The sequence below is a fragment of the Ruegeria sp. BHSC223 genome, assembly GCF_059613025.1.
Genome location: NZ_JBXWRR010000002.1, coordinates 395,109 through 407,581, shown reverse-complemented (window position 1 = coordinate 407,581; position 12,473 = coordinate 395,109). Strand labels below are relative to the sequence as shown.

Here is a 12,473-nt window from a genome sequence, read left to right as displayed (position 1 = left end):
TTCGTGTGCGCCGGGTGGGGTAGTGCGGCCCGGTGCCTGAAATGTCGTGCCGGTGCCGGATCAGACCGGCGTCAGCAGCTTCACCGTGATATGGGCAATGCCGCCGCGTTCGTGGTGCATGGCCAGTTCTTCGCTGTCGAAGAAGGCCTTGGCCGAGGCGAGGTCGGTGATCTCGAACAAAGCCACCGCATGATCGGCGCGATCAGGGTCGCGCCAGATATGCAAATCGCGGATGCCCGCGGCCTTGCGCATCGCGCGATCCTCGCGGAACACCTTGAGCCAGGCGTCGAAATCGGCCACATCGGCCTGCCAGAGGGCGTGGGTTGCCATGGGTCAGTGTCCTTCTAATCCGGCATGTAAGGCAGCGGGTCGCCGATGCGTGACCCGGAGCGCGGCGAATCTGGATAGCATTCCGTCAATCATCTGATCCGTCATACTCGGCTTTCTTGTCTGTCCGGCCTGAGATGGTTTCGGCCTCGCACCGGACATGGTGCGAGACCGGTTGTCTTTGATCACAGATCCATCAGCAGGCGGCGGGGATCTTCGAGCGCCTCTTTCACGCGCACCAGGAAGGTCACGGCGCCCTTGCCGTCGACGATGCGGTGATCGTAGCTGAGCGCCAGGTACATCATCGGGCGGATCTTGATCTCGCCGTTGATGACCATGGGGCGGTCCTGGATCTTGTGCATGCCGAGGATGCCCGACTGCGGGGGGTTCAGGATCGGCGAGGACATCAGCGAGCCGTAGACGCCACCGTTCGAGATGGTGAAGGTGCCGCCCTGCATCTCGGCCATGGACAGTTTGCCGTCGCGGGCGCGCTTGCCCTTTTCGGCGATGGCCTTTTCGATTTCGGCAAAGGACATCTGGTCGGCGTCGCGGATGACCGGCACCACGAGGCCCTGCGGCGTACCGGCGGCGACGCCCATATGCACGTAGTTCTTGTAGACGATGTCCTGGCCGTCGATCTCGGCGTTGACCTCGGGCACCTCTTTCAGCGCGTGGCAGCAGGCCTTGGTGAAGAACGACATGAAGCCCATGCGCACGCCGTGCTTCTTCTCGAACGCGTCCTTGTATTGGTTGCGGATCGCCATAACCTCGGTCATGTCCACCTCGTTATAGGTGGTCAGGATCGCGGCGGTGTTCTGGGCGTCCTTCAGGCGCTTGGCGATGGTCTGGCGCAGGCGCGTCATGCGAACGCGCTCCTCGCGCACGGCATCCTCTGCCAGGGCAGGCGCGCGGGGGGCCGCGGCGGGGGCCGAAGCCGCGGCAGGTGCGGCGGCCGGTGCGGCGGCTGCGGCGGCAACGGCTGCGGCGACATCCTCTTTCATGATGCGGCCATCGCGTCCGGTTCCGGTGACCTGTGCCGGGTTGATCCCGGCCTCGGCCATCGCCTTTTCGGCCGAGGGCGCGTTGGCAATGTCCTTGCCGGTGGAAGCTGCGGCAGCGACAGTGGTGGACGGGGCGGCGGGTGCGGGAGAGACGCCCGAGGCGCTGCCCGAGATCACCGCCAGCTTGGCCGATGCGTTCACGGTGGTGCCTTCGGCGGCGACGATTTCGGCCAATACGCCCGACGCCGGTGCAGGCACCTCGACCGAGACCTTGTCGGTTTCCAGCTCGCACAGCATCTCGTCTTGCGCGACGGTGTCGCCCACCTTCTTGAACCAGGTCGAGACAGTGGCTTCGGTCACCGATTCACCCAAGGTGGGCACCATCACGTCAACCGAACCGCCCGCCTCGGCGGCAGGCTCTGCCGCCGCTTTCGCGGGTTTTTCGCCTGCGGCAGGGGCCGCACCTTCGCCGGCGGCAATGGTTGCCAGCAGCGCGTTCACGCCAACGGTTTCGCCTTCCTTGGCCACAATTTCACCCATCACGCCTGCGGCGGGGGCGGGGACCTCGACGGTTACCTTGTCGGTTTCCAGCTCACAGAGCATCTCGTCCACTGCGACGGCGTCGCCGGGTTTCTTGAACCAGGTGGCCACTGTGGCCTCGGTCACGGATTCGCCAAGCGTGGGGACACGAACTTCGATCGTCATCGCTTATTTTCCTTCGATGCTCAGCGCTTCGTTCACGAGCGCCTCTTGTTGGGCTTTGTGTTGACTGGCCAGACCGGTCGCGGGAGAGGCCGAGGTGGCGCGGCCCACATAGGTCGGGCGGGTGTGTTTGGCGCCGATGCGGGTCAGCACCCATTCGATATTGGGCTCGATGAAGCTCCACGCGCCCTGGTTCTTGGGTTCTTCCTGGCACCAGACCATCTCGGCCCCCTTGAACCGCTCCAACTCGTTGATGAGCGAATGGGCGGGGAAGGGGTAATACTGCTCGATCCTGAGCAGATAGACATCGTCGATGCCGCGCGCGTCGCGTTCCTCGAGCAGGTCGAAATAGACCTTGCCCGAGCACAGCACGACCCGCTTGATCTTGTCGTCGGCGACCAGCTTGGTCTCCGAGTTGCCATATTGCGCATCATCCCACAGAACCCGGTGGAAGGACGAGCCGGTGGTGAATTCCTCGGCCTTCGACACTGCCAGTTTGTGGCGCAGCAGCGATTTCGGAGTGACCAGGATCAGCGGCTTGCGGAAGGTGCGGTGCAGTTGACGGCGCAGGATGTGGAAATAGTTGGCCGGCGTGGTGCAGTTGGCCACGATCCAGTTGTCCTGACCGCACATTTGCAGGAACCGTTCCAGACGGGCAGAGCTGTGTTCGGGACCCTGGCCCTCGAACCCGTGCGGCAGCAGGCAGACAAGGCCCGACATCCGCAGCCATTTGCTTTCGCCCGAGCTGATGAACTGGTCGAACATGATCTGGGCACCGTTTGCGAAGTCGCCAAATTGCGCCTCCCAAAGGGTCAGCGCGTTTGGTTCGGCCAGAGAATAGCCGTATTCAAAGCCCAGCACCGCGTATTCGCTAAGCATCGAGTCGATAACTTCGTACTGCGCTTGACCGTTGCGGATGTTGTTGAGCGGATAGTATCGCTCTTCGCTGTCCTGACTAACCAGGCCGGAATGGCGCTGGCTGAAGGTGCCGCGGGTGGCGTCCTGACCGGCCAACCGGACCGGATAGCCCTCGGTCAATAGCGAGCCATAGGCCAGCGCCTCGCCGGTGGCCCAGTCGATGCCCGTACCGGTATCGAACATCGCCTTCTTGGTTTCAAGCAGGCGTTCGACCGTGCGGTGCAGCGCGAACCCCTCGGGCGCGCGGGTCAGGGCGTTGCCGACCTCGGCCAGCGTTTCGGGCGTGATCGCGGTCTCTCCGCGCACATATTCCTCTTTGTTCTTGTCCAGATGCGACCAGCGGCCATCCAGCCAGTCGGCCTTGTTGGGCTTGTAATCCTTGCCGGCCTCGAACTCTTCGTTCAGATGCGCCTGGAAGGCGGCCTTCATGTCCTCGATCTCGCCTTCGGGGATCAACCCGTCCTTGACCAGACGCTCGGTATAGAGGCTGAGCGTGGTCTTGTGGGTCTTGATCCGCTTGTACATGATCGGGTTGGTGAACATGGGCTCGTCGCCCTCGTTATGGCCAAACCGGCGATAGCAGAAGATGTCGATCACCACATCCTTGCGGAACTTTTGCCGGAACTCGGTGGCCACCTTGGCGGCGTGAACCACCGCCTCTGGGTCGTCGCCGTTGACATGGAAGATCGGCGCCTCGACCATCAGGGCGATATCGGTCGGATAGGGGCTGGAGCGGCTGAAATGCGGCGCGGTGGTAAAGCCGATCTGGTTGTTGACCACGATATGCATGGTGCCGCCGGTGCGATGGCCGCGGATGCCCGAAAGCTGGAAGCATTCGGCCACCACGCCCTGACCGGCAAAGGCAGCGTCGCCATGCAGCAGCACCGGCATGACCGAAGTGCGGTCCCTGTCGCCGAACTGGTCCTGCTTGGCGCGAGCCTTGCCCAGGACCACGGGATTCACGGCCTCGAGGTGCGAGGGGTTGGCGGTGAGGCTGAGATGCACCCGGTTGCCGTCGAACTCGCGGTCCGAGGAGGCGCCGAGGTGGTATTTCACGTCGCCCGAGCCATCGACATCCTCGGGCTTGAAGCTGCCGCCCTGGAATTCGTTGAAGATGGCGCGATAGGGCTTGCCCATCACGTTGGCGAGGATGTTCAGGCGGCCGCGGTGCGGCATGCCGATGACGATCTCGCGGACCCCCAGCGCGCCACCACGCTTGATGATCTGTTCCATCGCGGGGATCAGCGCCTCGCCGCCATCAAGGCCAAAGCGCTTGGTTCCCATGTATTTGACATGCAGGAACTTTTCGAAGCCTTCGGCCTCGACCATCTTGTTCAGGATGGCCTTGCGCCCTTCGCGGGTGAACGAGATCTCCTTGCCGTAGCCTTCGATCCGCTCTTTCAGCCAGGCGGCCTCTTCAGGGTTCGAGATGTGCATGTATTGCAGCGCAAAGGTGCCGCAATAGGTGCGTTTGACGATGTCGATGATCTGCCGCATCGAGGCATGGGTCAGCCCCAGCACGTTGTCGATGAAGATCGGCCGGTCCATGTCGGAATCGGCAAAACCATAGGTCTTGGGATCCAGCTCGGGATGCGGGGTGCCCGCGCGCATGCCAAGCGGGTCCAGATCGGCCACCAGATGGCCCCGGATACGATAGGCGCGGATGATCATCAGGGCGCGGATCGAATCCAGCACCGCACGCTTGATCTGGTCATCACTGACCGGAACGCCGGCCTTGACGGCCTGTTCCTTGATCTTGCCACCAGCGGCCTTGGCGTCGATCTCGGCCCATTGCCCGGTCAGCGCGCCGGTCAGGTCGTCGGCGGGCATCGGCGGCCAGTCGGCGCGCGCCCAGCTGGGGCCGTCGGCCTCCTTCTTCACATCGGTATCCGCATCGCCCATCGCGCGGAAAAACTCGGCCCATGCGGCATCCACCGCGCCGGGGTCGTTGGCGTATCGGGCATAGAGTTGTTCGAGGTATTCCGCATTGTGCCCCTGCATGAAGCTTGAGGCATGAAACTGGGAGTTGGGCGATTGTTCGGTCATTGGGTCACCTGACTTTCCTAGCTCTGGATTTCGCGCGTTGCGATGGCCAGAACGGGTTCTTTGAGCGATCTGAAACTGTGGCCTGCATTCGGTATGGCGGTGAATGTGGCGTTCAGGCCGCGTGCCTGGGCCTTGGCCACATAGTCCCGGGCAAGGCCGGGCTGCGTATTGGAATCGTTCTGGCCGGTCACCGCGATGATCCGGGTTTGCCGTGGTATCTGGTCGAGATAGCGGATCGGCGACTGGCTTTTGGGCCAGGGCGTGCCGCGCGCAGCCCGCCAGCGCGGAATGTCGAACGGGCCGGACACCATGATTGCCGTGTCGATCAGGCCGGGTACTGTTCCCAGCAGGGTGGCGGTCTGTGCCGCTCCGCCGGAATGGGCCACCACCAGCTTTTGATGCGGATATGCCTGGCCAGCCGCCGAGATACCCTGTGCCAGCAGATTGTTGTTCTGCTTGGTGTAATGGTCACGACTGCCGTTATTCGATCCCTTGCTGCGGCGCCCGGCGACGGAATAGCCGGGCCGCGCCATCTGGATAACGGTTGACTGCGGGTTTCGCGCGGCCAGTTCCGTGGCAAAGGACGTGATGTAGTCCGGCCCGGAATCTCCATGCAGGACGATAACCAGCACCTTTGGTCCCACACCATGAACCTGGCCTGAAACCGGACCGAACATCTCGGCCAGCAACGGGGTGCCAAGACACAGGAACAGCGCGGCAAGGCCAGCCGCGAGGCGCTGGTGAAAGCGGGCCGGATGCGAGACGTGGGCACTCATGGCGACACCGCCTGGTTGGGATGGGGACCGTATTGATTGGTGCCCGGCTGGCTGGGCCGGGTCAGCCACCACAGAACCAGAAGCGGCGAGACGATCAGGACGGCAACAGTCGGGATCAGCAACAGCAGCGTGGCGCGGGTGAAGAGAAGGTCGAGCGAGCCGCCAGCGGCAAAGCTGGAGGCGATGCCGATGCCGAAGACCAGGATCAATCCGGCGCCGATCATCAGCAAGATGGGAAACAGCGCAAAAAGCCCGTTGCGGCCGGTGTCGTGCATCCGGCGAAAGGCCACCGCCAGATGCGGCAGGAACACGGCGAGTGAGAACAGCGCGGCGAGGGGGCCGGTATTCTCGATACTGGCGCCGGCGCCGGTGTCCGAGGTTTCGACCGTGGTGGTCACGGAATCGAACAGCGCCGCGTCGAGCAGGGTTGCCACCACGTTGCCCAGCACCATGAACAGGAAAAAATACCAGTACTCCGGGCGAGAGGCCCGCCCGGAGAAGGTGAAGTATTTCGAGAAACACGTTCCTATGGCCTTGCCGAACGTCATGTGTCCTCCCGATTTGCGCGCCGCCCCGCATTGACGCGGGGCAGGCCGGTTACTTGCCGATGGCCGCCAAAACGGCCTCGCCCAGGGTTGCCGGGCTGTCGGCCACGACGATCCCGGCCGAGCGCATGGCTTCGATCTTGTCCTCGGCGCCGCCCTTGCCGCCGGCGACGATAGCGCCCGCGTGACCCATGCGGCGGCCCGGAGGGGCGGTGCGGCCCGCGATGAAACCGGCGACCGGCTTCCTGCGGCCCTTCTTGGCCTCGTCTTTCAGGAACTGGGCGGCCTCTTCCTCGGCGCTGCCGCCGATCTCGCCGATCATGATGATGCTTTCGGTTTCATCGTCGGCCAGGAACCATTCCAGCACATCGATATGCTCGGTCCCCTTGATAGGGTCGCCGCCGATGCCCACGGCGGTGGATTGGCCCAGACCGATATCCGAGGTCTGTTTCACCGCCTCATAGGTCAGGGTGCCCGAACGAGACACAACGCCGACGCTGCCGCGCTTGTGGATATGGCCGGGCATGATGCCAATCTTGCAGGCATCGGGCGTGATGACACCGGGGCAGTTGGGGCCGATGAGGCGCGAGGACGAGCCTTCGAGCGCGCGCTTGACCTTCATCATGTCCAGCACCGGGATGCCTTCGGTGATGCAGACGATCACCTCCATCTTGGCGTCGATCGCCTCGAGGATCGAGTCGGCGGCAAAGGGCGGCGGCACATAGATCACGGTTGCATTGGCCTCGGTCACGGCCTTGGCCTCGTGCACCGAGTTGAAGACGGGCAGGTTCAGGTGGGTCTGCCCACCCTTGCCGGGGGTGACCCCGCCGACCATCTTGGTGCCATAGGCGATGGCCTGTTCCGAGTGAAAGGTACCCTGCGAGCCGGTGAAGCCCTGGCAGATGACCTTGGTATTTTCGTCGATGAGGACTGCCATCTTGGCGTTCTCCTTTGAAATCTGTCGTAGGGTGGGCAGACTTGCCCACCATTCATTGAGGGATGGTGGGCGGGCCGCCCACCCTACGTTCAGCCCTTGACCGCTTTCACGATCTTCTCGGCACCATCCGACAGGTTGTCGGCGGCGATGACGTTCAGGCCGGAGGTGTTGATGATCTCCTTGCCTTTCTCGACATTGGTGCCTTCGAGACGGACGACCAGCGGAACCTGAAGGCCCACTTCCTTGACCGCGGCGACCACGCCCTCGGCGATCACGTCACAGCGCATGATACCGCCGAAGATGTTCACGAGGATGCCTTTGACGTTGGGGTCCGAGGTGATGATCTTGAACGCTTCGGTCACCTTCTCCTTGGTGGCGCCGCCGCCGACGTCGAGGAAGTTGGCAGGCTCGGCACCGTAGAGCTTGATGATGTCCATGGTTGCCATCGCCAGACCGGCGCCGTTGACCATGCAACCGATCTCGCCATCCAGTGCGATGTAGTTCAGGTCGTACTTGGAGGCTTCCAGTTCCTTGGGATCCTCCTCGGTGGTGTCGCGCAGTTCGGCGATGTCCGAGTGGCGGTAGATCGCGTTGCCGTCAAAGCCGACTTTGGCGTCCAGCACCTTGAGGCTGCCACCCTCGGCCACGATCAGCGGGTTGATTTCCAGCATCTCCATGTCCTTCTCGACGAAGGCCTTGTAGAGGAGACCCATCAGCGAGACGCATTGTTTCACCTGCGGGCCGGAAAGGCCGAGCGAAAACGCGATGCGGCGGCCATGATAGGGCTGGTAGCCGGTCACCGGGTCGACGCTGAAGGACAGGATCTTCTCGGGCGTGCTGGCGGCGACCTCTTCGATGTCCATGCCGCCCTCGGTCGAGCAGACAAACGAGATGCGGCTGGTCTGACGGTCGACCAGAAGGGCCAGGTACAGTTCCCGTTCGATGCCCGATCCGGCCTCGATATAGATGCGGTTGACCTGCTTGCCTGCCGGGCCGGTCTGATGGGTGACCAGGGTGCGGCCCAGCATCTTCTTGGCTTCCTCGGCGGCCTCTTCGACCGATTTGGTCAGACGGACGCCGCCCTTTTCACCGGCATCGGCCTCCTTGAACTTGCCCTTGCCACGGCCGCCCGCGTGGATCTGCGCCTTGACGACCCACAGCGGGCCGTCCAGTTCCCCGGCGGCGGTTTTGGCGTCTTCTGCACGCAGCACCACGCGGCCGTCCGAAACCGGCGCGCCATAGCTGCGCAGAAGGGCCTTTGCCTGATATTCATGGATGTTCATTGCATCTGTCCCGTCTGACTGCGATTGACCCGATATAGGGTGGTCTAGCGGCCATTTTTAAAGGGTTATTTGACGCGGACGGGAAATATCGTGAAGATTTTGTATATTTGTGATCACACGCTTTCTGGCTGTGATCACATATGCGAAACCTTGCGAACGTTTGTGATTCGCCGTTTGCGCCTGCAGGGAAAAACGGCTTTGTAGCGGGGTTTTGCGGCTTTTGGGCTAACGGCTCGGCGGGCTGGTGGTTGATCTGAACCAGGGTGACCGATAGCGTGGGGCCAGCGCCGTCAGAGAGCGTAGCGAGAGCAGGAATGTATTTTCGAAAGGGTGGAGACGGGCAAGCTAGTTGGGCGGTGGTGACCACCTGCCGCGAACCGGGGGTGCTGGTTCTGGCCTTTGTCGCGCATCACCTTTCGCTCGGCGCAAATTATGTCGAGCTCTACCTCGATGCGCCGGATCCGGCGCTGCAATCGGCATTGGCGGGCATTTCGGGGTGCAGGGTCACGTTGTGCGACGACAGCTATTGGCAGGACGAAGTTGGCGGCCCGCGCCCGGCGACCAATGAAAAGCGTCAGATTCGCAACGCAAGCCGAGCCTATTTGCGGGCAGAGGCCGATTGGCTGCTGCATCTGGATGCGGACGAGTTTCTGGAAACTGATCTGCCGTTGGTCCGAATCCTGGGCGGACTGCCCGAAACGGTGGATTTTCTACATCTGCCCAATCTCGAACGAGTCTTCGATGCGGCAGAACCCCAGGAGAACTTGTTCGACGGCTACATGCGCGCACCTTTGCTCCGGGGCTGGCCAGAGCAGGCCGATATGCTCGATCCGGCGATCCAGCCCTTTCTGCATCGGGGAATTGTCGCCCATTCGCAGGGGAAATCGGCGGTTCGGACCGGTCGCAAGCTGTGGCCGGGCATTCACTCGCCTCGAGCGCCGGCGGGCCACGACAGGCTACTGCTCTGGCCTGCCGTCAATGCGCGAGTTCTGCATTTCGACGGGCTGACAGGGTTCCATTGGATCATGAAGCTTTTGCGCGGTTGGACAGACCGTGGCGGAGGGGCTGCCGCTCATGCAGGGCTTGCACCCGCTCGACAGGCGCAGATTGCCTATGTCGACGAGAATAGGGGGGACATGTTTGCCCTGTTGCAGCTTCATCAGCAACTCAAGGCCCTGCCTCTGAGCGATCTGGAGCGGTTGGAGGCGATCGGCTTGTTGCGACGCTCGCGGATCGATCCGGGCGCCGCCCTTCGCGCGCTGGGGCAACCCGCCGACCTGTCACGAGCCAGCTTTGACGAGGGGCTGGAGTTCGACATTCCGGATTTCGACCGACACCGGATCAGGTGGCGACGACTCTATCGCCTGCATTTTGCAGAAGCCGATCGGAAACAGGCATGAAGAAGGCCGGCCCTAATGCGGACCGGCCCTGAAGATTGCATCGCCAGGGATCAGGCCAGCGAGTTGTCGATGCCCTTGCAGGCCTCGACCAAACCTTTGACCGCGTTGACCGAGTTGTCGAACATTTCCTGCTCTTCCTTGGTCAGCGTCACGTCGATGATGCGCTCGATCCCGCCTGCGCCGATCACGGTGGGCACGCCCACATACATGCCCTTGACGCCCAGTTCGCCGTTGCAATGCGCGGCGCAGGGCAGAACGCGTTTCTGGTCCTTCAGATAGGCTTCGGCCATTTCGATGGCGCTGGTGGCGGGCGCGTAATAGGCCGAACCGGTTTTCAGCAGGCCGACGATCTCGGCGCCGCCGTCACGGGTGCGCTGCACGATGGCGTCCAGCTTCTCCTGGCTGGTCCAGCCCATCTTGACCAGGTCGGGCAGGGGGATGCCGGCAACGGTCGAGTAGCGGACCGACGGCACCATGGTGTCGCCATGGCCGCCCAGCACGAATGCGGTGACGTCCTTCATCGACACGTTGAATTCCTCGGCCAGGAAGTGACGGAAACGAGCCGAGTCGAGCACGCCTGCCATGCCGCAGACCTTGTTCGCGGGCAGGCCCGAGAACTGTTGCAGCGCCCAGACCATCGCGTCGAGCGGGTTGGTGATGCAGATAACGAAAGCGTCCGGCGCGTTGTCGCGGATCCCTTCGCCGACCGATTTCATGACCTTGAGGTTGATGCCCAGCAGGTCGTCGCGGCTCATGCCCGGCTTGCGCGGCACACCGGCGGTGACGATGCAGACATCGGCGCCCGCGATATCGGCATAGGACTGGGTGCCCTTGAGCTTGGCGTCGAACCCTTCCGATGGGCCGGATTCCGCGATGTCGAGCGCCTTGCCCTCGGGCGTGCCTTCGGCGATGTCGAACAGGACAACATCGCCCAGTTCCTTCAGCGCGACGAGGTGGGCGAGCGTGCCGCCGATCTGACCTGCGCCGATGAGCGCGATCTTGGGTCTGGCCATTTGGAGTATCTCCGGTCCGGTTGAAAATCGTCGCTGTGCTAGAGCGTAAAGCGGCGTCGTGCAAGTGTTCTGCGACGCGGCATCACGGCGCATTCCCCCTGTCCGAAGGCGGGTGACTGCGCTAAAAGCGTTGTGATGTCGCAGGTTAGGGGGAATTGGCGCGTGCTGGAACCGGATATCGGCTTTTTCGCGGTGACCATTCCAGCGGTGATCTTTGCGGGTATTTCCAAGGGCGGCTTCGGCTCGGGTGTGGCCTTTGCCTCTGCCTCGATTCTGGCGATCTACCTTGACCCGGGGCAGGCGCTGGCGCTGATGCTGCCCTTGTTGATGCTGATCGACCTGGCGACGCTGAAGCCCTATTGGCGCAGATGGAGTGGGCCGGATGCCCGGTTACTGATCCTGGGAGGGTTGCCCGGTGTGGCGCTGGGCGCGCTGCTCTACCGCGCGACCGATGCCGATCTGTTGCGCCTGCTGATCGGGGGAATTTCGCTGGCGTTTGTGGCTTGGCAGATGGCGCGCGGGCGCGGTTGGGTGCGCGAATTCACCTCGCGCCTGCCTCCGATGGCTGGGTTGCTGGCGGGGACGGTGGCCGGGTTCACCAGCTTTGTCAGCCATGCGGGCGGGCCGCCGGCGGCAGTTTATCTGCTGTCTCAAAGGCTGGGAAAGACCGAGTTTCAGGCCACCACGGTGTTGACCTTCTGGGCGCTCAACATCGCAAAGTTCATTCCCTATGCGTGGCTGGGGATGTTCACCCTGGACACCGCGCGGGCGGGTCTCTTGCTGGCACCCTTTGCCCTGCTCGGGGCGTGGCTGGGCGTCAAGGCCCATCACCTGGTGCCGGAACGGGCCTTTTTTGCGCTGGCCCATGTGATGCTGACACTTACCGGGGTCAAACTGATCTGGGACGCGCTCGGCTGAGCCGGGTCAAAGTGGCGCGCCGATCCGATCCGCAAGGGCCCCACGAGGGACGGGGGCACATCGGACCGGCGCGCAACCCGGTTCAGGCGTCGTTGCCGCTGGTCGGCAGTGCCTCGGCCAGCGCCTCATAAGACTGGCCGCTGGCCACCATGCAGGTCATGCCATTGGGCAGGGTCACCGTGATGGTCCAGGTTCCGGTCTCGTCCGAGGCAAAAACCTCCATCACCGAGCCCTGTTGCACCAGCCCGATGCCGCGCCGCGCCTCGCCATATTTCTGCGCCAGTTGGTCCAGCACCATCTGGCGCGGCGCGCAGTTGTTGCCCTGCGCCTGAAGCTGACCTGCGGCCAGTGCCATCAGGCCAAGGCCCATCGTCATCTCGATCATCATCGTCTTCATGGGTCGTCCCCTTTTTCCGGGGCAGCCGCGATGCGCCCAGGCCTGCCGGTAGTCCCGGTCAGCCGCACCGCCCGTTGCCGTTAGTCATGGCAGAACATGTCTGGGCCCGTCTTGCCCGGTGGCCTGCCCCAAGGACCCGCATGCCCTGTTCCGATACGAAAACCCTGCCGAAAAGGTGCTGAAAACCGGTTAATCCGGCGCGCGCCAGCC

General features: G+C 63.1%; 11 protein-coding genes. 2 read left to right on the top strand and 9 right to left on the bottom strand.

The genetic code is table 11. The annotated features are described in order from the left end of the window. Positions 1-60: 60 nt before the first annotated feature. From AC2FNY_RS05950 to sucC, 7 genes are all read right to left on the bottom strand, one after another. A complete protein-coding gene (locus AC2FNY_RS05950) occupies positions 61-330 on the bottom strand; it encodes a hypothetical protein (RefSeq protein WP_234137236.1) in 270 nt (89 codons plus the stop codon). Positions 331-512: 182 nt separating this feature from the next. Further along, positions 513-2,033, bottom strand: a complete 1,521-nt coding sequence (gene odhB, locus AC2FNY_RS05945; protein ID WP_496801902.1) for a 2-oxoglutarate dehydrogenase complex dihydrolipoyllysine-residue succinyltransferase — start codon at positions 2,031-2,033, stop codon at positions 513-515. A 3-nt stretch (positions 2,034-2,036) separates the two neighbouring features. Beyond that, complete coding sequence (locus tag AC2FNY_RS05940; RefSeq protein ID WP_496801901.1) at positions 2,037-4,994, bottom strand: 2-oxoglutarate dehydrogenase E1 component; 2,958 nt, start codon at positions 4,992-4,994, stop codon at positions 2,037-2,039. A 17-nt stretch (positions 4,995-5,011) separates the two neighbouring features. Further along, entirely contained in the window at positions 5,012-5,770 is a 759-nt protein-coding gene (locus tag AC2FNY_RS05935) for an alpha/beta hydrolase family protein (RefSeq protein WP_496801900.1), read from the bottom strand. After that, a complete protein-coding gene (locus AC2FNY_RS05930) occupies positions 5,767-6,318 on the bottom strand; it encodes a DUF805 domain-containing protein (RefSeq protein WP_496801899.1) in 552 nt (183 codons plus the stop codon). The genes AC2FNY_RS05935 and AC2FNY_RS05930 overlap by 4 nt, the downstream gene beginning before the upstream one ends. Positions 6,319-6,367: 49 nt before the next feature. Continuing rightward, a complete protein-coding gene (sucD, locus tag AC2FNY_RS05925) occupies positions 6,368-7,252 on the bottom strand; it encodes a succinate--CoA ligase subunit alpha (RefSeq protein WP_234176324.1) in 885 nt (294 codons plus the stop codon). 89 nt (positions 7,253-7,341) lie between these two features. Next, positions 7,342-8,535: an ADP-forming succinate--CoA ligase subunit beta gene (gene sucC, locus AC2FNY_RS05920; protein ID WP_234137243.1), complete on the bottom strand. Its 1,194-nt coding sequence runs from the start codon at positions 8,533-8,535 to the stop codon at positions 7,342-7,344. Positions 8,536-8,849: 314 nt separating this feature from the next. Between sucC and AC2FNY_RS05915 the strand changes: the two genes are divergently transcribed. After that, positions 8,850-9,935 carry a glycosyltransferase family 2 protein gene (locus AC2FNY_RS05915; protein ID WP_496801898.1) on the top strand — a complete coding sequence of 362 codons (1,086 nt, stop codon included), beginning with the start codon at positions 8,850-8,852 and terminating at the stop codon, positions 9,933-9,935. 50 nt (positions 9,936-9,985) lie between these two features. Here the strand turns inward: AC2FNY_RS05915 and mdh are convergent, their stop codons facing one another. Continuing rightward, a complete protein-coding gene (gene mdh, locus AC2FNY_RS05910) occupies positions 9,986-10,948 on the bottom strand; it encodes a malate dehydrogenase (RefSeq protein WP_234137245.1) in 963 nt (320 codons plus the stop codon). Positions 10,949-11,110: 162 nt separating this feature from the next. Here mdh and AC2FNY_RS05905 point away from each other — a divergent pair, with 162 nt between their 5' ends. After that, a complete protein-coding gene (locus AC2FNY_RS05905; protein ID WP_234137246.1) occupies positions 11,111-11,866 on the top strand; it encodes a TSUP family transporter in 756 nt (251 codons plus the stop codon). Positions 11,867-11,948: 82 nt separating this feature from the next. Here AC2FNY_RS05905 and AC2FNY_RS05900 read toward each other — a convergent pair whose 3' ends face one another. Next, positions 11,949-12,263 (bottom strand): hypothetical protein, encoded by a 315-nt coding sequence (locus tag AC2FNY_RS05900; RefSeq protein ID WP_496801897.1) that lies wholly within the window; start codon positions 12,261-12,263, stop codon positions 11,949-11,951. Positions 12,264-12,473: the final 210 nt, after the last annotated feature.